This window comes from Marinobacter sp. SS8-8, from assembly GCF_030540945.1.
Classification (GTDB): Bacteria; Pseudomonadota; Gammaproteobacteria; order Pseudomonadales; family Oleiphilaceae; genus Marinobacter.
In genome coordinates, this window is sequence record NZ_JASSVN010000024.1 from 1 (window position 1) to 22,887 (window position 22,887).

General features: G+C 57.6%; 23 protein-coding genes and 1 other RNA gene. 21 read left to right on the forward strand and 3 right to left on the reverse strand.

The window, feature by feature from the left end:
* The first annotated feature begins 228 nt into the window (after positions 1 to 228).
* From QPL96_RS17465 to QPL96_RS17520, 12 genes are all read left to right on the forward strand, one after another.
* The gene (locus tag QPL96_RS17465) at positions 229 to 1,779 is read left to right on the forward strand and encodes a 2-isopropylmalate synthase (RefSeq protein ID WP_303288598.1); all 1,551 of its coding nucleotides are present in this window, start codon (positions 229 to 231) and stop codon (positions 1,777 to 1,779) included.
* 36 nt (positions 1,780 to 1,815) lie between these two features.
* Positions 1,816 to 2,634, forward strand: a complete 819-nt coding sequence (locus QPL96_RS17470; RefSeq protein ID WP_303288599.1) for a 2-isopropylmalate synthase — start codon at positions 1,816 to 1,818, stop codon at positions 2,632 to 2,634.
* A complete protein-coding gene (gene rimI / locus QPL96_RS17475; protein ID WP_303288600.1) occupies positions 2,634 to 3,119 on the forward strand; it encodes a ribosomal protein S18-alanine N-acetyltransferase in 486 nt (161 codons plus the stop codon). The genes QPL96_RS17470 and rimI overlap by 1 nt, the downstream gene beginning before the upstream one ends.
* 89 nt (positions 3,120 to 3,208) lie before the next feature.
* A complete protein-coding gene (prfC, locus tag QPL96_RS17480) occupies positions 3,209 to 4,789 on the forward strand; it encodes a peptide chain release factor 3 (RefSeq protein ID WP_303288601.1) in 1,581 nt (526 codons plus the stop codon).
* 22 nt (positions 4,790 to 4,811) lie between these two features.
* Positions 4,812 to 5,597: a TatD family hydrolase gene (locus QPL96_RS17485; RefSeq protein WP_303288602.1), complete on the forward strand. Its 786-nt coding sequence runs from the start codon at positions 4,812 to 4,814 to the stop codon at positions 5,595 to 5,597.
* Between the two features lie 206 nt (positions 5,598 to 5,803).
* Positions 5,804 to 6,232 carry a 50S ribosomal protein L13 gene (gene rplM, locus QPL96_RS17490; RefSeq protein ID WP_303288603.1) on the forward strand — a complete coding sequence of 143 codons (429 nt, stop codon included), beginning with the start codon at positions 5,804 to 5,806 and terminating at the stop codon, positions 6,230 to 6,232.
* A gap of 12 nt (positions 6,233 to 6,244) precedes the next feature.
* A complete protein-coding gene (gene rpsI / locus QPL96_RS17495; RefSeq protein WP_117619609.1) occupies positions 6,245 to 6,637 on the forward strand; it encodes a 30S ribosomal protein S9 in 393 nt (130 codons plus the stop codon).
* Between the two features lie 242 nt (positions 6,638 to 6,879).
* Positions 6,880 to 7,476, forward strand: a complete 597-nt coding sequence (petA, locus tag QPL96_RS17500) for a ubiquinol-cytochrome c reductase iron-sulfur subunit (RefSeq protein WP_303288604.1) — start codon at positions 6,880 to 6,882, stop codon at positions 7,474 to 7,476.
* Complete coding sequence (locus QPL96_RS17505) at positions 7,476 to 8,708, forward strand: cytochrome bc complex cytochrome b subunit (protein WP_303288605.1); 1,233 nt, start codon at positions 7,476 to 7,478, stop codon at positions 8,706 to 8,708. Before petA ends, QPL96_RS17505 begins: the two co-directional genes overlap by 1 nt.
* Positions 8,708 to 9,463: a cytochrome c1 gene (locus QPL96_RS17510; protein WP_303288606.1), complete on the forward strand. Its 756-nt coding sequence runs from the start codon at positions 8,708 to 8,710 to the stop codon at positions 9,461 to 9,463. Before QPL96_RS17505 ends, QPL96_RS17510 begins: the two co-directional genes overlap by 1 nt.
* A gap of 109 nt (positions 9,464 to 9,572) precedes the next feature.
* The gene (locus QPL96_RS17515; protein WP_303288607.1) at positions 9,573 to 10,202 is read left to right on the forward strand and encodes a glutathione S-transferase N-terminal domain-containing protein; all 630 of its coding nucleotides are present in this window, start codon (positions 9,573 to 9,575) and stop codon (positions 10,200 to 10,202) included.
* Between the two features lie 58 nt (positions 10,203 to 10,260).
* Positions 10,261 to 10,677: a ClpXP protease specificity-enhancing factor gene (locus QPL96_RS17520; RefSeq protein ID WP_303288639.1), complete on the forward strand. Its 417-nt coding sequence runs from the start codon at positions 10,261 to 10,263 to the stop codon at positions 10,675 to 10,677.
* A 41-nt stretch (positions 10,678 to 10,718) separates the two neighbouring features.
* Here the strand turns inward: QPL96_RS17520 and QPL96_RS17525 are convergent, their stop codons facing one another.
* From QPL96_RS17525 to QPL96_RS17535, 3 genes are read right to left on the reverse strand one after another with little or no spacing between them, the layout of a single operon-like run.
* Entirely contained in the window at positions 10,719 to 11,309 is a 591-nt protein-coding gene (locus tag QPL96_RS17525; protein WP_303288608.1) for an SIS domain-containing protein, read from the reverse strand.
* A gap of 11 nt (positions 11,310 to 11,320) precedes the next feature.
* Positions 11,321 to 11,686, reverse strand: coding sequence for a YraN family protein (locus QPL96_RS17530; RefSeq protein WP_303288609.1), 366 nt, complete (start codon positions 11,684 to 11,686; stop codon positions 11,321 to 11,323).
* Positions 11,687 to 11,703: 17 nt separating this feature from the next.
* Entirely contained in the window at positions 11,704 to 13,635 is a 1,932-nt protein-coding gene (locus tag QPL96_RS17535; protein ID WP_303288610.1) for a penicillin-binding protein activator, read from the reverse strand.
* A 74-nt stretch (positions 13,636 to 13,709) separates the two neighbouring features.
* Here QPL96_RS17535 and rsmI point away from each other — a divergent pair, with 74 nt between their 5' ends.
* From rsmI to mraY, 9 genes are all read left to right on the forward strand, one after another.
* Positions 13,710 to 14,606: a 16S rRNA (cytidine(1402)-2'-O)-methyltransferase gene (gene rsmI, locus QPL96_RS17540; protein WP_303288611.1), complete on the forward strand. Its 897-nt coding sequence runs from the start codon at positions 13,710 to 13,712 to the stop codon at positions 14,604 to 14,606.
* A gap of 54 nt (positions 14,607 to 14,660) precedes the next feature.
* Positions 14,661 to 15,011, forward strand: an RNA gene (rnpB, locus tag QPL96_RS17545) — RNase P RNA component class A.
* Positions 15,012 to 15,317: 306 nt separating this feature from the next.
* On the forward strand, positions 15,318 to 15,770 hold the full coding sequence (gene mraZ / locus QPL96_RS17550) for a division/cell wall cluster transcriptional repressor MraZ (protein ID WP_303288612.1): 453 nt from the start codon (positions 15,318 to 15,320) through the stop codon (positions 15,768 to 15,770).
* Positions 15,767 to 16,750, forward strand: coding sequence for a 16S rRNA (cytosine(1402)-N(4))-methyltransferase RsmH (gene rsmH, locus QPL96_RS17555; protein WP_303288613.1), 984 nt, complete (start codon positions 15,767 to 15,769; stop codon positions 16,748 to 16,750). Before mraZ ends, rsmH begins: the two co-directional genes overlap by 4 nt.
* A gap of 2 nt (positions 16,751 to 16,752) precedes the next feature.
* Entirely contained in the window at positions 16,753 to 17,157 is a 405-nt protein-coding gene (ftsL, locus tag QPL96_RS17560) for a cell division protein FtsL (protein ID WP_303288614.1), read from the forward strand.
* A 33-nt stretch (positions 17,158 to 17,190) separates the two neighbouring features.
* Complete coding sequence (locus tag QPL96_RS17565) at positions 17,191 to 18,930, forward strand: penicillin-binding protein 2 (RefSeq protein WP_303288616.1); 1,740 nt, start codon at positions 17,191 to 17,193, stop codon at positions 18,928 to 18,930.
* Positions 18,931 to 18,934: 4 nt separating this feature from the next.
* Positions 18,935 to 20,419: a UDP-N-acetylmuramoyl-L-alanyl-D-glutamate--2,6-diaminopimelate ligase gene (locus QPL96_RS17570; protein WP_303288617.1), complete on the forward strand. Its 1,485-nt coding sequence runs from the start codon at positions 18,935 to 18,937 to the stop codon at positions 20,417 to 20,419.
* The gene (gene murF, locus QPL96_RS17575; protein WP_303288618.1) at positions 20,416 to 21,804 is read left to right on the forward strand and encodes a UDP-N-acetylmuramoyl-tripeptide--D-alanyl-D-alanine ligase; all 1,389 of its coding nucleotides are present in this window, start codon (positions 20,416 to 20,418) and stop codon (positions 21,802 to 21,804) included. The genes QPL96_RS17570 and murF overlap by 4 nt, the downstream gene beginning before the upstream one ends.
* A complete protein-coding gene (gene mraY, locus QPL96_RS17580) occupies positions 21,789 to 22,874 on the forward strand; it encodes a phospho-N-acetylmuramoyl-pentapeptide-transferase (protein ID WP_303288619.1) in 1,086 nt (361 codons plus the stop codon). The genes murF and mraY overlap by 16 nt, the downstream gene beginning before the upstream one ends.
* Positions 22,875 to 22,887 lie beyond the last annotated feature (13 nt).

The following is a 22,887-nucleotide window of genomic DNA, read 5'->3' on the forward strand; positions in this document are numbered from 1 at the left end:
AAGTGAAACAGACCAGCGCCGATGGTAGTGTGGCGTTGCCCATGTGAGAGTAGGTCATCGTCAGGCGCCTAATACCCAAACCCCAGTACCAACAGGTGCTGGGGTTTTTTATTTCCCGGAATTTGTGTTTGCGCCTGGCCTGAAACCCGCTGAATCGAGCCCTTAATTGCCGCGTGCCAGTGATATACTCTCTCCATAAAGAACCAAATCTCTGAATGGAGCCTGCCAATGCCTGCCACCGATCACCTGGTCATCTTCGATACAACACTCCGCGACGGTGAGCAAAGCCCTGGCGCCACCATGAACAAGGCGGAGAAGCTCCGTATTGCCAAGGCGCTGGAAAAGCTTCGCGTTGACGTGATTGAGGCGGGTTTTGCCATTGCCAGTCAGGGCGATTTTGAGGCGGTGAAATCAATCGCCGAGTCGATAAAAGACTCAACGGTCTGTAGCCTTGCCCGGGCGCTCGATCATGACATCGACCGTGCCGCCGAGGCCATCAGGCCGGCCAAGCGCGGCCGTATCCATACCTTTATCGCCACCTCTCCAATCCACATGAAGCACAAGCTCCAGATGCAGCCAGACGACGTTGTCGAGCAGGCTGTCCGGGCAGTAAAGAGAGCCCGCAGCCACGTGGACGATGTGGAGTTTTCCTGCGAAGACGCCGGTCGTTCCGAGCTTGATTTTCTGTGTCGTATCATTGAGGCAGCGATAGATGCCGGAGCCCGCACTATCAATATTCCGGATACCGTGGGCTATGCGATTCCGGAGCAGTTTGGCGAAACCATTCGTCAGCTCCTCAGTCGCATTCCCAATGCCGATAAGGCGGTATTCTCGGTGCATTGTCACAACGACCTGGGCCTGGCCGTGGCTAACTCCCTCGCGGCAGTTTCCCAGGGAGCCCGCCAGGTGGAATGCACCCTAAATGGCTTGGGTGAGCGTGCCGGCAACGCTGCTTTGGAAGAGATTGTGATGGCCGTTCGTACCCGGCAGGATCTGTTCCACATCGATACCCGAATCGAGACGCAGCATATTGTCCCGGCTTCGCGCCTGGTCTCAACCATCACCGGTTTCCCTGTGCAGCCCAACAAGGCCATTGTCGGCGCCAATGCCTTTGCCCATGAGTCCGGCATTCATCAGGATGGCGTTCTCAAGCATCGTGAGACCTATGAAATCATGCGTGCCCAGGATGTGGGCTGGCACACCAACAGCCTGGTATTGGGTAAGCATTCCGGCCGAAATGCCTTCCGTACGCGGTTGCTTGAGCTGGGTATCCAGTTCGAGACCGAGACAGAGCTGAATGAGGCGTTCACGCGGTTCAAGGCTCTTGCGGACCTTAAGCACGAGATTTTCGATGAAGATCTGCAGGCAATTGCCAGTGATACCCGCCAGAAGGAGGAAGATGGCCGTTACGGTCTGGTCTGTATGCAGGTCTGTTCGGAAACCGGCGTGGTTCCCAAGGCAAATCTCACACTGACGATGGACGGCAAAGAACACAAGGTGGAAGCCGAAGGCAGCGGCCCTGTAGATGCCACGTTCAAGGCCATCGAATCCCTCGTGGACTCCGGATGCAACCTCCAACTCTACTCCGTCAACAACATCACCAGTGGCACCGATGCCCAGGGCGAGGTAACGGTGCGTCTTGAGCGGGGCGGGCGGATCGTTAATGGTGTTGGGGCAGATACCGATATCATCATCGCTTCTGCCAAGGCCTACATTGAAGCCCTTAATCTGATCAGCAAAGGTGGTATCCGGCAACATCCACAGGTAGCGGATGTCTGAAGCTTTACAACGGCTTGGAAACCACAGGCGGGCTCAATGATCAGATCAGAGGCAGAGCGACAGTTCTACCTGGGAGCGGCAGGCATCCGTGTATGGTACGCCCGGCAGCCGCTGCCGGGCGCAGCGCCGAGTCCGGAATTTGAATTCCCGGGAGAGGTAGCTGCGGCGGAGGCTCCGCTGGACATTTCCGGGCCTGTCTCTCGTCCGTGCCGGGTTTCGGGAAAAACGGTCCGGTCAGTACCGTCGGTCAGCGAGCGCAATCAGGGCGCTGCACGAATTGCTGATCTGCAGGCGTTGATGGAGGGCGATACCGGGGCTTTGGAGAAGCCTGCGTCTGAGGCCCCGAAACAGGAACCTCCGGTAGGTGCGGACCAGAATTCGCCGCAAACAGAACCTGTAGGTGAGGTTGTTGCAGGAGTTCCTGCGAGCGCGGTCGGAAATATAAGCCTGATGCTCTGGGCTGGCGATGATTTTGCCCTCATAGCAGCTATATCGGCCGAAGCCAGTACCCTGCTCCAGGAAACCCTGGCGCTGAACATTCTCAAGAGTCTGGGCGAGCAGGGGGGGCGGGTTTTGGGCCAGGTGCGCTGGCCCGTGTTCAATAATCTTCTGGTACCTGGAAATTCTACCGGTGACCTTGTTGAGGTGATGCGCAATGTCCTGTCCGGGCTGGATCACCAGAAAGTTGTTGTGCTGGGAACCGAGGCCGGGACCGGGACCGGAAAAGACTGGCTGACAGAGGCCCTGGGGCGCGATGTGACGGTCAATTTCCAGCACTCTCTCGCTGAACTTGCCGGCGATCCCGCTAAGAAGCGTTTGCTCTGGCACCAGCTCAAGGCTATGGCAGGCCGCTGATGCCCTGTCCGGAGCCTTACCAGAGCGTGATGGAGGCAGACCTTCTGTTTCGGCCGCTGGTGCCAGAGGACATCGCCGCGGTATTGGATATTGAGCTGCAGGGCTACTCTCATCCGTGGAGCGAGGCGGTATTTCTCGACTGTTTCAGGGACAGTTATCGTTTCTGGGCAGCCTGTCATGACGAATTGCTTGTGGGATACGCGGTTGTCACCTACGTAGTCGACGAGGTGCACCTCCTGAATATTTGCATCCACCCCCGGGCGCGTGGCAAGGGAATCGGCCGACGGCTTCTGAGGCATGCGCTGGCAGCCGCGTCCCATGAGGGTATGTCACAGCTTTTACTGGAAGTGCGAGCCAGCAACGAAGTTGCCATAGCGCTCTATGAAAATGAGGGTTTCAGGGAAATAGGGCGTCGCCCGGGGTACTACCCTTCCGCCAATGGCCGGGAAGATGCCCGGGTGATGGTTCTCGGCCTCGGTCAGTGACCGGCACTGCTTTGTGTTCGCGTAACAGCTGGTTAGGCCCTATAATAGCGGCCTTTTCCAGAACATCAGATTCAGGTTGCTCTCCGACTATGTCGAACCTTTCCCAGGAAGTGGCCAAGCGCCGCACCTTCGCGATCATCTCGCACCCGGACGCCGGTAAAACCACCATTACCGAGAAAGTCCTGTTATTCGGCCAGGCGATTCAGAAGGCCGGGACCGTCAAGGGAAAGAAGTCCGGCCAGCATGCCAAGTCGGACTGGATGGAAATGGAGAAAGAGCGGGGTATTTCCGTCACCACATCGGTCATGCAGTTTCCCTATGGTGGCAAGCTGGTGAACCTGCTGGATACGCCGGGTCACGAGGATTTTTCCGAAGACACCTATCGTACCCTGACGGCGGTCGATTCCTGCCTGATGGTGATCGACAGTGCCAAGGGCGTTGAGGAACGGACCATTAAGCTGATGGAAGTCACGCGTTTGCGTGACACCCCCATTATTACCTTCATGAACAAGCTGGATCGGGATACCCGGGATCCGGTGGAGTTGATGGACGAAGTTGAGGATATTCTGAAAATTGCCTGTGCGCCAATTACCTGGCCGATCGGAATGGGCAAGAGCTTCAAGGGCGTTTACCACCTGCTACGGGATGAGGTGATTCTTTATCAATCCGGTCAGGGCCACACGATTCAGGAAAAACGGGTTATCGCAGGGCTGGATAACCCGGAGCTGGAACAGGCGATTGGGACCTACGCCGAAGACTTGCGGGATGAAATCGAGCTGGTCAAGGGCGCTTCCCATCAATTTGATCAGGAAGCCTTTCTCGCAGGTGAGTTGACACCGGTATTCTTTGGTACCGCTTTGGGCAACTTCGGCGTCGACCACATGCTGGACGGTTTGGTGGAGTGGGCGCCGGAGCCGCAGCCCCGGGAAGCCGACCAGAGGCTGGTGCAGCCGGCCGAAGACGGGTTTTCGGGATTTGTGTTCAAGATCCAGGCAAACATGGATCCCCAGCACCGAGACCGTGTGGCGTTCCTCCGCATTGTATCCGGTAACTACAATCAGGGTATGAAGGCCCGTCATGTGCGCATCGGCAAGGAGGTGCGTTTTTCCGACGCACTGACTTTTATGGCCGGTGATCGGGAACACGCCGAAGAGGCCTTTGCGGGCGACATTATTGGCCTGCACAATCACGGCACCATTCAGTTGGGTGATACGTTCACCGCTGGCGAAGACATGAAATTTACCGGGATTCCGAATTTCGCCCCGGAACTGTTCCGCCGCATCCGACTCAAGGATCCTCTCAAGGCCAAGCAGCTCCAGAAGGGCCTGATACAGCTGTCCGAGGAGGGCGCGGTTCAGGTCTTCAGGCCGCTCCGTAACAACGATCTTATTGTGGGTGCGGTAGGTGTGTTGCAGTTTGATGTGGTGGTCAGTCGTCTGAAAAGCGAATACAAGGTCGAGGCCGTCTATGAACCGATTAATGTGGCCACTGCCCGCTGGGTGACCTGCAATGATGAGCGGAAACTCGATGAGTTCCAGCGCAAGAACAACGACAATCTGGCGCTTGATGGCAGCGATCAGTTGGCCTATATTGCCCCGACCATGGTAAACCTGAATCTGGCACAAGAGCGGTACCCCGACATACAGTTCCACAAGACCCGGGAGCACTGAAGGCGCCTGGGCGGAGGTGACTTTGCGACTGATCGACGCTCACTGCCATTTCGATTTTCCGCAGTTTGACGGTCGTCGCGAGACGGAGCTTGAGCGGGCTCGCTCCCGCGGTGTCAGTCGCTTGGTCATACCTGGCGTGCGCCGACCGGATTGGAGCAGGGTTCGGCAAACAGCGTTGGCCCATGAGGGTCTGTTTTACTGTCTGGGGATTCACCCATGGTTTGTGGATGAGCATTCCGAGCAAGACCTCGCTGCTCTTGAGCAGTTGCTGACGAGTAAGCCTGGGCGTTGTGTCGCAATCGGCGAGTGCGGACTGGACCGGCTCCGGGGAAGCCTTAAGGCTCAATGGCCGTGGTTTGAGGCTCAGGTCAGTCTGGCGTCCGAATTGAATATGCCGCTGGTTATTCACTCGGTTAAAACCCATGATGAGGTGCACAGCCTGCTCAATCGCAGGCAGTGGACTGGTCGGGCCTTGATTCACGGTTTTTCCGGAAGCTTTCGGCAGGCGGAAAAGCTGGTCGATCTGGGCTGTTTCATAGGGGTTGGCGGAGTGATTACCCATCCTTGGGCGCGCAAGACCCGCGATGCCATTGCAAGGCTGCCAACTGAATCCCTGGTGCTTGAGACAGATGCGCCGGATATGGCGCCTGAAGGCGTCCCGCCGGGGCAGAATTCTCCAGTCTATCTGCCGCAGATCCTGGGCATTCTGGCAGAAATCCGGAGGGTAGAACCGGAAGCCCTGGCGCAGGCGCTAAAGGCTAATGTGTCGAGATTATACGGGTGGTCTGCTGCCGGTGTAGGGGAATAGCGAAACAGCACGAGACAGGGTTGGATTTCCCGGGTGGTTCGAGTATACTTCGCGCCCTGGCTTTTCAAGGCGATGTCACTGTCTCAGCCCCGAATGGTGACACTGCCGACTAACTAACAGGTACAGAAACCCCTCCGGATGAAAAGCATTTACCGGTGGCGGTTTTTAACGTTTCTTATATAGCTATAGCGTTCAAGGCGGAATCAATGAAGACTCTGAGTGCGAAACCAGAAACAGTAAAACGTGACTGGTACGTTGTAGACGCAGCCGGCAAGACGCTGGGTCGTCTGTCAACTGAAATCGCCCGTCGTCTGCGGGGCAAGCATAAGCCTGAGTACACCCCCCATGTAGACACCGGCGATTACATTGTTGTGATCAATGCCGGCCAGGTGCGGGTGACTGGCAACAAGGCATCTGACAAGATGTACTATAGCCACACCGGCTTTCCGGGTGGAATCAAGTCCATCAACTTCGAGAAGCTGGTCGACAAGGCGCCCGAGCAAATTATTCAGAAGTCGGTCAAAGGCATGCTTCCGAAGGGTCCGCTCGGCCGCGCCATGTTCAGGAAGCTGAAAATCTATGCCGGCGCTGAGCATCCTCACGCAGCCCAGCAGCCCAAAGAACTCGACATTTAACGGAAGGCGGATATGTCTGTAGCACAAAATTACGGTACGGGTCGCCGCAAGACATCCACGGCTCGGGTTTTTATCAAGCCGGGAAGCGGTAATATTTCCATCAACGGTCGCTCTATCGAGGATTTCTTCGGTCGTGAGACTCTGCGCATGATCGTTCGTCAGCCGCTTGTGGTTGCTGAATCCACGGATCGTTTCGATCTCAACATCACCGTGAAGGGTGGTGGTATCAGTGGCCAGGCTGGCGCTATTCGTCACGGTCTGACCCGGGCACTGATGGACTATGATGAAACTCTGCGCCCGGCTCTGCGCAAAGCGGGCTATGTTACCCGTGACGCCCGTGAAGTTGAGCGTAAGAAAGTGGGTCTGCGCAAGGCGCGTAAGCGTCCCCAATACTCCAAGCGTTAATATTGCTGGAGCAGATCCTGAAAAACCCGGCCTCTTTGGTCGGGTTTTTTTATGTTCGGGTGATTTGCCGGCAAATTGATCTGGAGCAGGGATAAGGTGCCAGTCGTGGCTTTCCGACTTGTAAGCCCCTGGTAATTTCATTACCATTTGTTCGCTTATATTTTTGGGTTGTGAAGTCCTTTTAGATGCACATTGCCGGCGGAATTGCGGGCTGTGTCATCGCCTGATGGGAGAAAACCATAATGAGTAATGGCGACGTAAACCAAGGTCGGCGCCGGTTTCTGATCGGTGCTACGTCCGTGGTGGGTGGAGTCGGCGTCGTCGGTGCGGCCGTTCCTTTCGTGGCATCCTGGAATCCCAGTGCCAAAGCGGAAGCAGCAGGCGCGCCGGTAACCGTCAATATCAGCAAGGTAGAGCCGGGTCAGAAGATTACCGTCGAGTGGCGGGGCAAGCCGGTCTGGGTTATCCGCCGCACCGGGGAGATGCTTGAGAACATCGAGAAGCTGACCGACCGGTTGCGGGATCCGAATTCGGAAGAGCCCCAGCAACCTCCGTATATCACGGATGGTACGTTTCGTGCTTTGAAGCCGGAAATTGCCGTGATGGTTGCTATCTGCACACACCTCGGTTGTGTTCCATCGTATCGTCCGGAAATCGCGCCGGCCGATCTGGGCGAGGAATGGCTGGGTGGCCTGTTCTGCCCCTGCCACGGGTCCCGCTACGATATGGCGGGCCGGGTTTACCTGTCGCAGCCCGCCCCCCTTAACCTCGAGATTCCGCCTTATCGCTTCGACGATGACGCGACCGTCACGATTGGTCTTGATCCGGAGGCAGCGTAATGCAAAAGCTGATTAGTTGGGTAGATGAGCGTCTGCCAATTGTTGACGCCTGGAACAAGCACCTCGCCAAGTATTACGCGCCGAAAAACTTCAATGTCTGGTACTTCTTCGGTTCCCTGGCCATGCTGGCACTGGTCAACCAGTTGGTTACCGGTATCTGGCTGACCATGAGCTACAACCCGACCTCGGAAGGTGCGTTTGCCTCCGTTGAGTACATCATGCGCGATGTTGAGTGGGGCTGGTTGCTTCGCTATCTGCACTCCACCGGTGCGTCCGCGTTCTTCATTGTGGTGTATCTCCACATGTTCCGGGGGCTTATGTATGGCTCATACCAAAAGCCCCGTGAGTTGATCTGGCTGTTTGGCATGCTGATCTATTTGGCGCTGATGGCTGAGGCTTTCATGGGCTATCTGCTGCCCTGGGGGCAGATGTCCTACTGGGGTGCCCAGGTTATCGTTAACCTGTTCGGCGCGATCCCGGTGATCGGTGATGATCTGTCCCTGTGGATCCGCGGAGATTACCTGATTTCCGGCATAACGCTTAACCGATTCTTTGCACTGCATGTGGTTGCCTTGCCGATCGTGCTACTCGCTCTTGTGGTGCTGCATATACTGGCACTCCATGAAGTCGGGTCGAATAACCCGGACGGTATTGAAATCAAGAAGAATAAGGACGAGAACGGTATTCCTAAAGACGGTATTCCGTTCCACCCTTACTACTCGGTCCATGACCTGCTTGGCGTGGCGGTCTTCTTCTTCATCTTCTTTGTCGTCGTCTTCTACTTCCCGGAGGTGGGTGGCCTGTTCCTGGAGAAACCAAACTTTGAGCCCGCCAATCCGCTCAAGACTCCCGAGCACATCGCTCCGGTTTGGTATTTCACGCCGTTTTACGCCATGTTGCGTGCGGTCACACTGGAGTTGTTCGGATTGCCGGCGAAGTTCTGGGGTGTGGTGGTCATGGGTGGTGCTATTGCGATTCTGTTTGTCCTGCCATGGCTGGACAGGAGTCCCGTGCGCTCCATCCGCTATAAGGGCTGGCTGAGCAAGATTGCGCTTGCGGTTTTTGCAGTGAGCTTTGTTGTGCTCGGCTACCTCGGGCTGGTGCCGGCGACCGAGGGTCGCACTATGGTCGCCCAGATTCTGACGGCGTTATACTTCCTCTACTTTATTCTCATGCCGTTCTACACGCGCATGGAGAAAACCAAACCAGTTCCAGAGAGGGTGACAGGATAATGAGAAAGCTGATCTTTGGTCTTTTCATCGCATTCCTGCCGGTCTTGGGGCTGGCAGCCGGAGGTGCTGTGTCATTGGATGAGTTCGACTCAGATCACTCTGATAAGGCGTCTCTGCAGCGTGGCGTGGCTACTTTCACCAACTACTGCATGGGATGTCATTCCATGGAATACGCCCGCTACAAGCGGGTTGCCAATGATCTGGAGATCCCTGAGGCGCTTTATAAGGAGAATCTGATCTTCACCGGTGCCAAAATCGGTGAGCTGATGAAAAACTCCATGAGTAAGGACATGGCCGCCGACTGGTTCGGTGCGCCGCCGCCTGACCTGACCCTGGAGACCCGTCTGCGGGGTGAAGACTGGGTCTATTCCTACCTGCGTGGTTTCTACAAGGATGAGACACGTCCGTTCGGCGTGAACAACGTTGTGTTCCCCTTGGTTGGCATGCCCCACGCGCTGGTCGGGCTTCAGGGGCTTTGTGCCGTTGAGCCGAAGATCGGTGCCGAGGCCAGTGTCGAGCCGCTCAGTGGCAGCATCAATAACGCCGACGTTTGTCCTGAGTACGCGATTGAGGGCAGCATGACAGGCGCCGAGTTTGATCAGGCCATGTACGACCTGACCAACTTCATGTCCTACATGGCCGACCCGGTCAAGCTGGAGCGTGAGCGCCTGGGGATTTTTGTCCTGATCTTTGTCGCCATCTTCTTTGTGTTCGCTTACCTGCTCAATCGTGAGTACTGGAAGGACGTACACTGAGAAATAGGGTATAATCCCGTCCCCTGAGTTCCAGCGGGCAATAGCCGGCCCGCTGGATTTTTGCGTTTTTTCAGGATCATTTCTGTTTGTTTACTCGTGAGGTAGTTCTATGGGCGTTGTGACCAAGCGGTCATCAATGACGTTTTTCTCGGATCCGGCCAGTCATTACAGCCACAGGGTGCGTATTGTTCTGGCAGAGAAGGGCGTTACCGTTGATATCGTTGATGTGGACCCGGACAATCCGCTGGCCGAACTGGCCGACCTGAACCCATACAACGCCCTGCCGACGCTGGTAGATCGCGATCTGGTGCTTTACGAGCCCAATATCATGATGGAGTATCTCGACGAGCGCTTTCCTCACCCGCCGTTATTGCCGGTTTATCCGGTCGCCCGAGCCAACAGCCGGCTGATGATCCATCGCATCCAGAAAGACTGGTGTGGCCTGGTTGACCGGATTCTGGCCCAGCCAAACGCCAAAGCGTCCGAGGCGACTCGTAAAGAGCTGCGGGAAAGCCTGCTGGCAACGGCACAGCTGTTCGGTGAAACGCCTTTCTTTCTGTCCGAAGAGTTCACTATTGTGGATTGCTGCATTGCGCCGATTCTATGGCGCCTCCCGGCACTGGGTATCGACCTTAACGAAAAACAGGCCAAACCGCTGCAGAAATATATGGACAGCATTTTCAGCCGGGAGGGTTTCAAGGCAAGCTTGTCTGATCTGGAAGAAGACATTCGAAGCTGATTTAAAAAGTTCCGCTGGCCGGAGCAGGAGAGTGGCAGTGGCTGAGAGCAAAGACACCATGACGTCCAGCCGTCCGTACCTGGTACGTGCTTTCAATGAGTGGATTCTGGACAATGACTGTACGCCCTACATTGTGGTGGATGCAGGCATTCAGGGTGTACAGGTGCCGACTGAACATGTCGCAAACGGGCAGATCGTTCTGAATATCAGTCCGGGCGCCGTTCGTGGCCTGGTCATCGGTAATGGTGCGCTGGAGTTCAGTGCCCGCTTCGCTGGTGTGCCCATGCAGGTGTTCATACCTCTGCAGGCCATTATGGCGATCTACGCGAAGGAAAACGGTGAAGGCATGGTGTTCGGCAGTGAGCCTGGCTCGCCGGACCCCGATGGCACTGCCCGCGAGAGCGGTGGAGCCCCGTCTCCTTCCGGGCAGGAGGACCGGCCCTCAGGAAGGCCGACGCTCAAGGTGGTTAAATAGCCGCTTTTCCCGTTCCAGAAGGCCAGCGCAAGCTGGCTTTTTTATCCTCCGAATAGCTTGCCGTCGATCAGTCCGCACAGCGCATTAATAATTAACAGTAGCAGGGGCGCCGCCTCGGCTGGGCTCAGGTTGTTGAGTGCGATCTCCTGGTCCTCGGGATGCATGAGAGAGGTAATATCGGACTTCTCCCTGGCGCTGAGAACAACAACGCTCATTTCCCGGTCGTGGGCGGCCTGGATGGCCTGAATGAGGTTGGCTTTGTGGCCATCGTCAACGATCACAAAAAGCAGGTCTCCTGGCTTGCCGATTGCTCTGACCTGGCGCGAGAAGGTGTCGTTGAACCGGTTGTCCCGGCAGATGGCTGAGTAGGTAGTGGCGTCTGCCCCGAGGTTAATGGCCGGTAGCGCGGGCCTGTCCTGTTCATATCGGTTCAGGAGAGAGGTACAGAAGTACTGGGCCAGTATATTGGCGTTGCCATTGGCACAGGTGACGATTTTTCCGTCCTGGAGCAGGGTGGCCACGAAGGCGTCGGCAACAGCCTCAATGGCAGGGCCTGCAGTGCTTGCGGCCTGCGCGGTGTGCTCCATGTGGCTTGCGAACCATTGATTGATCTGGTGTTCGGTGTCGGTCATCGTCAGTATCACTATCCAGCCAGAATTGCATTCCTGATCCATTGTACCCGGTATTTTTTGACGGTACCCGGGCTGATAGCGATGACATCAATCCGTGAGACGCTATGCCAAAGTCCATGTCTGTGCAGATAAAACGAGACGGCCTTTATCAGCCGTTGCTGTTTCGCGTAATTGATGGAGCTTGCGGGGTCCACAAGGCTGCCGGTCCCCCGGTACCGGACTTCAAAGAAGACCAGCGTTTCGCCATCCCGGCCGATCAGATCTATCTCACCGCCGCGGTTGTAGACGTTACGTTCAAGAATCCGGACGCCGCGACTGGCAAGGTAGCGAGCCGCAACGTCTTCGAAATGATTTCCCAGGGTTTTTGTGCCATCCATGGCGATTGAGTTGTTCCTTAATGGCGTCCGGTGACCGGCATTGCGTCATTTCCGGAGGGGGTGTCGGAGACCTCGGGCGTGAGCTTCGGCAGAAGTTCCGGCGTTCCGTTGCGGAATTGTGCCCACAGCTGTTCCCGGTGGATACTGCCTTGCGGCGTCATGGTCAGGACGCCGGTCTGCCCTGCAATCGAGGCGTCGTCGACCTGCCTGAGCAGTGGTAGCCGTTTGCTGAGGTGCCAGGCGTCTGCGCCCATGGCGAACAGCCGGCCTTGCTGGCCGCGGGTACCTGGCATGATCTCCGTGGCCGTTGTGCGAAGTTTATTATCGTTCCCGAGAACCCAGGGAATATCGGTGAAAATAACCCCGTTCAGATCACGGTCCCGGGAAGGCGATGGCGTGCCCTCGTAGATGATGGAGGGCGAATAAACCGGCAGATCGCCCCCGAAATAGAAGGCAAACAGCGGCTTGAACTGGCGCGCGACCGTGGCCTCCGCCACCATGACGATGGCGTCTGCATCCTGACGTCGGCGAGGTTCGAATTCAACGTTTACGCCAATGGTGCGTTCGACTTGGATGGCCCGGTCACGGGAGACGGTAATGCCAAGCAGGTCGGCTGTTACGGCCCTGAAATTGTCTTCCGTGAAGAAGCGCTCTATATCCAGGGCAACACCGCCAGAGGCAGCCATCCGCTGCAGGAGCGCTTGTTCCACGCGGTCGCCCCACTCGCCTTGGGGAATAAGTACCAACACCTGGCGAAGACCTTCGGCCACCAGTCTGTCGGCTATCTGGCGTGCTTCATCTTCGGCCGACAGGCCAAACTGATAGAGTCCGTCCGGTGCCTGGGCGCCGGGTGGCAGGTAATTCAGCCCCAGGGCCGGTATCGGAAGAGTATTCATGGAGCCAAGTCCGGCGAGGGCCTCTTTCTCAAGAGGGCCGACCACCAGGTCAATGTCCTGTTCTGAAAGTTGGCGATACAGTTCGCGGAACGGTGTGGTGGAGGTATCAAGGATCCGGATGTCGGTTTTGCTGCGATTAGCGGAGTCGTCCAGGTAGTAGGCGGCAAGAAAACCATCCCGAATCGCTTTCCCTGCCGTTGCCAGCGGGCCTTTAAGGGGCAGCGCCAGCGCGATTTTCTCGGGTCGGCTGTCGGCAAGTGTCGCGATCAGTCGCAGGTCAGATGGCAGCACCTGCGCGGCGGGATGACCCGGCCAGTTGTTCTGCCAGCCGCGTATGATTCGACCCTGTTCATCGATGCCAATGTCGGGTGCCCGTACAATCCGCGCCAGCTCCAGCCAGCCTTGGGCTTCATAGCCGATTGCATCCGCTGAGGCGGAGTCCAGCTGGCCATCAGGTACTTGTTCCAGAAACGACCAGACCCGGTCATGAATTTGCTGTGCATCGGCAGTATTGTCGGTCTGGGCCAGCAATATGAGGGTCATGGCCGCGGACAACGGATTTTCTGCCAGCGCGAAGGTGCCGGCTTGCAGATTTGCTGCCTGCGCCATCAGGTCTGCCGGATAGTCGATGAAATCCGAAGGTGACATCCCACGGGCAAGTTCTTTTGCCCAGGATTCATCGGCAAGCGCCGTTGTGCTTGCCATGGACAGGAGCAATTTCTGGTTTTCAATTGCCGGTGCAGCTTGCGCCAACCGCTCACTTTGAAGTAGCGTTCGGGCTGCCGTGTGGTTGCCCTGATCCTGGAACCGGCTGACAATCCTTAGCAGGTAGGCCTGGGCCGTCTCGAGGTTGTCTTCCCTGCTGGCCATTTCAAGGGCCTGATCGGCCGTTTGCGCAATGTGCGAATCAAGATTGACGCTGGCACAACCGGTGGAAAAAAGGGTGGCGGCAAGAACGCTGGCCAGGGCTCGTTTATGGATACGGGTCTTTATCATGGCAAGCTCGGTATACTCCGGATTATTGGGCTTGTGGCGCCAGGCTAACGGTGGCAAGTTTAACAGCTCCGGGATGAATTCACATGACGTAACTGTCACGGTCCGGGGATTCCATCAATGAGGCAGGCACTTTGAAAAATGTGGTCAGTGATTTCCCCTCTGGGGTGAGCCGGGAAGGTGCTTCAGGCGGAACGCTTTTTATTGTTGCTACGCCGATTGGTAATCTGGACGATATGTCTCCGCGCGCAACCAGGGTCCTGGCCGGTGTCGAGGTGGTCGCCGCTGAGGATACAAGGCACAGTGGCCGGCTGCTGGATCATCTGGGCATTCACAAGCGGCTGGTTGCGCTGCACGATCATAACGAAAAAGACCGTGCGGCCAGCTTGCTGGCTGAACTTGAAGCGGGGCGGGATGTGGCTCTGATCTCCGATGCCGGCACTCCGCTGATCTCCGATCCGGGCTATGTTCTGGTCCGTGAGGCCAGAGCCGCTGGATTCGTGGTCAGTCCCATTCCGGGCGCCTGTGCACTGGTGACCGCCTTGAGCGCCGCTGGGTTGCCCACAGACCGGTTCCTGTTTGTGGGATTTCTTCCGGCAAAGCGCTCCGGCCGCCGCTCAAGTCTTGAGTCTCTCTCCAGTGAAGTTGCGACCCTCGTCTTTTACGAATCGCCCCACCGGATTCTCGAATCCGTGCGGGATATCGCCGGCGTTCTGGGGCCTGACCGGGAGATGGTGCTGGGCCGGGAAATCACCAAGACTTTCGAGACCTTCTATTCCGGCGCGGTGCACGAGGTTCTGGCCGAGCTGGAGCAGGACCCCCATGGCACCCGGGGTGAGTTTGTGGTGATGATCCGTGGTGCCGAACCTCGTGCTGGCGATAGCGGTGCGGCGACTCTGGATGTTGATCGGGTGCTGAAGGTGCTGCTGGCGGAACTGCCGGTAAAGAAAGTGGCGAAGATGGCCGCCGAATTGACCGGGCTTTCAAGGAACGAACTTTATCGGCGCGCGCTGGCGCTGAAAGATGGTTGAATACCCGTGGCAGTTTCTCTTGCAAGGCTGTGGGCGCAGGAGTATCGTCACTGCCGAGCTCGCCAGGCAGTCGCCGCCGGTTTTACCGGGGGAGGAAAGTCCGGGCTCCACAGGGCAAGGTGCCAGGTAACGCCTGGGCGGCGCGAGCCGACGGAAAGTGCAACAGAAAGCAGACCGCCTAAGCGCCTTCGGGCGCCGGCAAGGGTGAAACGGTGCGGTAAGAGCGCACCGCGTGGCTGGCAACAGTCCACGGCGATGGTAAACCCCACCTGGAGCAAGACCAAATAGGAATCCAATGGCGTGGCCCGCGCTGGATTCGGGTAGGTTGCTTGAGGCCTGTGGTGACGCAGGCCCTAGATGAATGACTGTCCAAGACAGAACCCGGCTTATCGGCGAGCTCACTCTTTTTATTCCCTTCATGTGAAGCCTGTCATTCTCAACAGATGTCTTTTATAGCCAAAAAATCTTAAACCTCACTTCTCTTCTCTAGACCTTTCTGCAGGTATTTGATTTTACTTATTTTCTTTTTCGTAATCTCATTATTTCATTGAATCCGACTCTGTAACCTATTGTCATAAAAGAAACTTTCCCGCGTGTGGCGCTGTTTGCGGCGCTTGCATTGTGAATTGCGTGTTTCTATAGTGTGCACAAGTGGGAAAAAGTGGTTTCTAGTGGTTATTTGTGGTTTTCGGGTCCCCAGAGACAGTGTAAATGAGCAATTTTCTCGGCAGTCATGCCATCAATATGGATGCAAAGGGTCGCCTGGCGATCCCCACCAAGGTGCGCGAAGACCTCGCGCAAGCCTGTGGTGGGCGCATTGTATTGACGGCGAATGCTGATGAAGAGCGTTGTCTGCTGGTTTATCCGGAGCCGGAGTGGGAGATCCTCCGACCCGAAATCGAAGCACTTCCCAACATGAATAAAGCAGCACGACGCCTTCAGCGTCTGCTGCTGGGTAATGCTGCGCCCATGGAGCTGGACTCAGCCGGGCGCATCCTGGTGCCGCCCACGTTGCGCAGCTACGCCCATCTTGAGAAAAAACTGATGCTCATCGGGCAGGGCAAGAAACTGGAGCTTTGGAGTGAGGAGCGCTGGTTTGCGTGGCTTGATGAATCTTCTGGTGATGAAGATATGCCGCCCGAGATGGAGGCGCTTTCCCTATGACCTCTGATCGCAGGCAGGAGGCCGGAGCGGAGTTTTCCCATCGCTCGGTGCTTCTGGATTCGGCGGTCGACTATCTGGTCAACGACCCTGACGGATACTACGTGGATGGCACCTTTGGACGGGGTGGCCACAGCCGCCTGATTCTTGGGCGTCTGGGTGAGGCGGGGCAGTTGCTGGGTATTGATAAGGACCCCGAGGCAATCACCGCGGCCCGGGAGCTCGAAGCGCAAGACAGCCGCTTCCACTGTTTTCACGGCTCTTTTGCCGAGCTGGACGCAGCTGCCATCGGGCAGGGCTGGAAATCGGTGAGCGGTGTCTTGCTGGACCTTGGTGTGTCGTCACCACAACTCGACGACGCGTCCCGCGGTTTCAGTTTCATGCGCGATGGCCCATTGGATATGCGGATGAATACCGGGCAATCACCGAGTGCCGCACAATGGCTGGCAACGGCGGAAGAAGCTGAAATCGCAGACGTAATCTGGCGGTACGGGGAGGAGCGCTTCTCCCGCCGTATTGCCCGGCTGCTGGTTCAGCGTCGGCAGGAGGCACCTGTTGAGACGACCCGCCAACTGGCGGAGCTGGTCAGCGAGGCGGTGCCCAAAAAAGAGAAGCACAAGCACCCGGCCACGCGGACCTTCCAGGCAATCCGGATTTTTATCAACCGGGAACTGGAAGATCTCGAAATTGGCCTCCGGGCGGCGGTCGACCGGCTGGCAACGGGTGGCCGGCTGGTGGTCATCAGCTTTCATTCGCTGGAAGACCGGCTGGTCAAAAGATTCATGCGGGATCTCGCCCGCGGGCCCCAGATGCCCAAAGGTGTACCGGTGACCGCAAACCAGGAAGCGTCGGACTTCCGGCTTGTTGGCAAGGCCAATAGGGCCGGTGCTGACGAAGTAAGCGATAACCTACGCGCCCGCAGCGCAGTCATGCGGGTGCTGGAACGCACTGATGTCAGGAAAAACTCGCAGGGGAGCGCATAGTCATGGGCGCGGTAGCCATTGAAGAGCCGGTTAGAACGGCAAAGTTGAACAAGCAGAAAGTCCGGGATGGCGTGGCAACGGCTGTTCGTATTTCGCGGCAGGTTTTTGATGCTACACGGCAGGGCAAGGTCCTGGTGTCTCTTGCTCTGGTGCTGCTGCTGGTTGCTTCCTCTATTGGTGTTGTCGTGAGCGCTCATGAGAACCGCGGGCTTTTCAACACCTTGTCGCAGCTTCAGGCGGAGCGTGACCGGTACCAGAGCGAGTGGAGTCAGCTTCTGCTTGAGCAAAGCGCCCTGAGCGCTCATGGCCGGGTGGAGAATCTGGCGGCAGAGCGTTTCAACATGGTGGTGCCAGGGCGTCAGGACATTGTACTGGTACCTCTGATGTCTCCGGCTGCCAGTCAGTAACCAACGATAACAACAACATTCAGGGTGATCGACGTGTCCGATCAGGGCAAGCAGACAACATGGGGGCAGCGTTTGGCGTCCGGGCTGGCAGCCTGGCGCTTTGGCTCCGTGCTGGGCGTCTTTCTCCTGGTTGTCGGGGTGCTGGGCTGGCGTCTGGTCGACCTGCATGTGGTCGACAACGAATTTCTGCGCAAGCAGGGGGATGTAAGGACCATCCGGGTTGAGGCCATCGACGCTCATCGGGGTGTTGTTACTGATCGATATGGTGAACCTCTGGCGGTCAGTACGCCGGTGCAGACTATCTGGGCCAACCCCTCCGAGACCGATCCCGCTGAGCCGCGTCTGACCAGTCTTGCCCGGCTGCTCGACATCAGTGAAGCCTCCCTGCGTGAGCGGCTGAAGGAGTATTCTGGTCGTGAGTTCATCTACCTGCGCCGCAAGGTTCAGCCTGATCTTGCCAGGCAGGCCCTGGCTCTGGATATTCCAGGTGTTTATGCGCGCCAGGAATACCGTCGTTACTACCCCGCAGGCGAGGTGACGGCTCACGTGGTCGGTTTTACGAATATCGACGAACGTGGCCAGGAAGGTATCGAGCTGGCCTACAATCAATGGTTGTCCGGCGAATCCGGCCGCAAGCGGGTTCTCAAGGACAACCGGGGCAGGGTTATCAAGGACCTGACACTGATCAGGGACGCCCGCTCCGGTCGTGATCTCGCGCTCAGTATTGACCTGCGTCTTCAGTACCTGGCTTACCGTGAGCTAAAAGCGGTGGTAACCGCCCACAATGCCCGCGGCGGCACACTGGTCATGCTGGATGTCGATTCCGGTGAGGTTCTGGCAATGGTGAACCAGGGGTCCTACAACCCCAATGACCGCAGCCAGCTGGCAGCGGAAAATCTCAGAAACAAGGCCATAACTGATCTGTTTGAGCCAGGTTCAACCATGAAGCCGATTACCATGGCGGCCGCGCTGGAATCTGGCAAATATTCAGTCAACAGCACCATTGATACCCACCCGGGTTACCGGCGTTTTGGTCGTTTTACCATCCGCGATCATCGCAACTATGGCCTGCTGGGTGTGACTGACATTATTGTCAAATCCAGCAATGTGGGAATCAGCAAGATCGCCACCGATCTCGGCGGTGATGTTATCCGGGATCTGTATGCGCGGATGGGGCTTGGCCAGCCAACCGGGATCGGCTTCCCCGGGGAAGCCGTCGGGGTGCTGCCAGCGCCATCCAAGTGGCGGCCGGTGGAAGAGGCGACCCTGTCCTATGGTTACGGTATGAGTGTGAATGCTCTTCAACTGGCACAGGCTTATATGGTGATTGCCAATGGTGGTGTGCGTTACCCACTGAGCCTTGTGAAGCGCGATAAAGAACCCGAAGGCCGTCGGGTGTTGTCCGAACAGGTCAGCCATGAGGTTCGCAATATGCTCCGGCAAGTGGTTTCCCGTGGCACGGGAAAGCGGGCCCAGCCGGGATTCTATTCTGCCGGGGGCAAGACCGGAACGGTTCACCTGGTTGGCGATCAGGGCTATGAAGACAGTCAGTACAAAGCCATTTTTGCAGGTATCGCACCTATTGATAATCCGCGACTGGTTACGGTTGTGGCCGTTGATGCGCCGCAGTCCGGCGAATATTACGGCGGGGAAGTGGCAGCGCCGGTGTTCGCCAGGGTGATGAGTGACGCACTGCGACTGCTGAATGTGAAGCCTGAACTGGAAGTCGGGGAGGCAAACACTGTTTCTCCAGCGCCCGGGGAGCGAGGATAAGTCTATGTGCATCACATCTCTCAGCACTTTATTGCAAGGAGTCATGGCGGTTCCGTCGGTATTCGACGTAACTATCCATGGCCTGAAGACCGACAGCCGGGAGGTGGCCTCCGGCGATGCTTTTATTGCCCTGTCGGGGACCCGCACGCCCGCCGATTTTTATGTCGATGCGGCGATCAAAGCGGGTGCTACGGCTATCCTTCTGGAATCTGACCGGGTCGCCGAATGCTCGGAACGACATGGGGCTCTGGTGGTTCCGGTGGTCGGTCTTCGTGGTTTGGTCGGGACGATTGCAGACCGGTTTTTCGAACATCCGTCACAACACCTGTGCTTGGTTGGTGTCACCGGAACCAACGGTAAGACGTCGGTTTGCCAGTACGTCGCCCAGCTCCTTAAAGAGACGGGAACACCCTGCGGAGTCCTCGGCACTCTCGGTTATGGCATGCCCGGTGCACTGCAGCCGGCGACCCATACCACGCCAGACGCGGTTCAGGTGAACCGGGTTCTGTCACGGATCGTGAAACAGAACGGTCGCGCGGCTGTTATGGAAGTCTCCTCCCATGCCCTGGATCAGGGGCGAATCGACAACCTCGCCATGACCGGCGCTGTGTTTACCAACCTGACCCGGGATCATCTGGATTACCACGGGTCTATGGCGGCGTACGGCGAGGCGAAGGCCCGCTTGTTTGAGCGTGAGGGGTTGCACTTCTCCGTCATCAACTTTGACGACCCTTTCGGTCGGCAGCTGTTTGATCAATTGGCCGGCAAATGTGATCGTGTCCGCTACAGTCTGCACGAGGCCCAGACAGAACTCTGGTTGCGCGAATTCCGGCCAACCGATGAAGGCTTTGAGGCGGAAGTGGATGGTGAGTGGGGCCGGTTTGCTGTTTCCGTTCCCCTGATGGGCAGTTTCAATGCCAGCAATGTGCTGGCGGCCATGGCCACAGTCCTGACCCTCGGTGTTCCTGTTGAACGGGTACAGCAGGCCACTGTCCGCCTGACATCGCCGCCGGGAAGACTTGAAAGGTTTGGTGGTGCCAGCGGCGTCAGGGTGGTGGTTGACTACGCCCACACACCGGACGCACTTGCCAATGCCCTTGCGGCGCTGCGCCCCCATGTTGCCGGAGACCTGGTTTGTGTGTTCGGATGCGGCGGCGACCGCGATGCTGGCAAGCGTCCGGAAATGGCGCGGGAGGCTGAAAAGCTGGCGGACCGCGTTGTGGTGACCGATGACAATCCGCGCAGTGAAGACCCCGCTGTCATTGTCCGTGACATTGTTGCCGGGTTTACGGACCCGGAGAAGGTTGCGGTCATTCACGACAGGGCTGAAGCAATCCAGACGGCTATCCGCACGGCAACCCCGGATGACCTGGTGCTTATCGCCGGAAAAGGCCATGAGGCCTATCAGGAAATCGCCGGCCAGAAGTACCCCTTCAGCGATGCCGAGCAGGTTCGCCACATCCTGAAGCTGAACGGGGGTGTGGCATGATGCGCGCCTTTTCATTGGCCGAGGCTCAAGGCTGGCTGGGTGCCGAGTGCGTGTCTGGCGATCTGTCGTCGGTGGTGTTTGACGGGGTTTCAACCGATACCCGCACCCTTGAGCAGGGGCAGCTGTTCGTTGCTCTGCGGGGCGAGAATTTCGATGGCCACTTTTTTTTGCGGCAGGCTCGTGAGCAAGGTGCTGTTGGTCTGGTTGTCGATGCATTTGACAGCACCGTGTCGTTACCCCAGCTCGTGGTGGGAGACACTCTCATGGCCCTTGCGCAGCTGGCGGCCGGGAACCGCGACGAGAGTGAGGCCAGGATTCTTGTCATCACCGGCAGCAGTGGCAAGACGACCGTCAAGGAAATGTGTGCCGCGATTCTGTCGCAGATGGGGCCAACGCTGTCGACCCGGGGCAACCTGAACAACCACATCGGTGTGCCGCTGACGCTGTTCGGTCTCTCGCCGGAGCACCGTTTTGGCGTTATTGAGTTGGGAGCCAGTGGATTGGGTGAAATCGCCCATACGGTTGCATTGGCAAAGCCCGAGGTTGCCATTCTGACCAATGCGGGCCAGGCCCATTTGGAGGGCTTTGGCAGCTACGACAATATTGTGCTGGCCAAAGGCGAAATCATCGATGGGGTTGATGCCGGGGGGCTGGTGGTGCTGAACCAGGATGATCCGGCCTTCAGTCAGTGGCGGCAACGTGCGGGTGGCCGCCGGGTGGTCGGTGTCAGCCGGCTGGATGCGGCAGCGGACTACCACGCCGTGACTGAGAGTCATGACGACGGTACCAGAACCATTCAGGTACACGGCCCGGACAACTGGCGCTGCCGGGTTTCGCTGGCGCTTGAGGGTGATCACAACATCACCAACATGTTGCTGGCCATTGCTGCAACCCAAGAACTGGGCGCCGACGACCGGGCCATTGTCCACGGGCTGGGGCAGGTTGCGCCGGTTAAGGGACGGTTACAGGTATTGAACCTTTCGCCGGAACTGACGTTGATTGATGACAGCTACAACGCCAACCCGGCTTCGATGAAAGCGGCGTTGGGTGTTCTGGGGCAGCGGGCGGGGCAGAAGGTTGCGGTCCTGGGCGCGATGGCAGAGCTTGGCCCGGACGCACGGGCGCTGCACCAGGACGTGGGAGAGTTCGCCAGGGAACATGGCATTGACCGGATGATCACTGTGGGGCCTGGCTGTGAGGGCTACGCCGATGGGTTTGGTGAGGGCACAGAGCCGTGCCTGACCCATGATCAGGCAGTGGAGACTGTTGTCAGGGCAAAAAACACACCGTTGACAGTGTTGGTCAAGGGTTCTCGAAGTTCCGCCATGGATCGCGTGGTGGAGGGAATTAAAGAAAAGGTGAATAACTCATGCTGCTCTGGCTGACAGAGGTTCTGTCGCAATATTTTTCGGCACTGACGGTGTTTCAGTACCTGACCCTGCGCGGAATTCTGGGAACACTTACCGCGCTGCTGATTTCGCTGATCATCGGGCCGGTTATGATCCGTAAACTGAGCCAGTACCAGATTGGTCAGGCGGTGCGGGACGACGGCCCGCAAACCCATCTCAGCAAGGCCGGTACGCCCACCATGGGTGGTGCACTGATCCTGGTCGCCATCGGCATCAGCACCCTGCTTTGGGCAGATCTGGGAAATCGTTATGTCTGGGTGACCATTCTGGTGACGCTTCTGTTTGGCGCCGTCGGCTGGGTCGACGACTATCGCAAAGTGGTTGAGCGAAACCCGCGCGGCTTGCCGGGCCGCTGGAAGTACTTCTGGCAGTCGTTGATCGGTGCCACGGCAGCGGTTGTGCTCTATTTCAGTTCTGCCCTACCCCAGGAAACCTCCCTGTATGTGCCGTTCGTCAAGCAGGTTTCCCTGACCCTCGGGCCGGTGCTCTTCATCCTGTTGAGCTACTTCGTCATTGTCGGTAGCAGCAACGCCGTCAACCTTACAGACGGGCTGGATGGCCTTGCCATCATGCCCACGGTCATGGTGGCCGGCGCGCTTGGCATTTTTGCCTACCTCTCCGGTCATGCCCAGTTCGCCAATTATCTTCTGATTCCGCACCTGCCCGGAACCGGTGAGCTCATTGTGTTCTGTGGTTCCCTGGTCGGCGCTGGTCTGGGATTCCTGTGGTTCAACACCTACCCGGCCCAGGTCTTCATGGGGGATGTGGGCGCGCTCGCCCTCGGTGCGGCTCTTGGGGTGGTTGCGGTTATTGTCCGGCAGGAAATCGTGCTCTTCATTATGGGGGGTGTCTTCGTGATGGAGACAGTCTCGGTGATCCTGCAGGTCGCCTCGTTCCGTCTGACCGGGCGCAGAATCTTTCGCATGGCGCCCCTGCATCATCACTTTGAATTGAAAGGCTGGCCCGAGCCCCGGGTTATTGTCCGGTTCTGGGTCATCACAGTCGTTCTGGTCCTGATTGGCATTGCCAGTCTGAAACTGAGATAGGAAAACGCTGCTG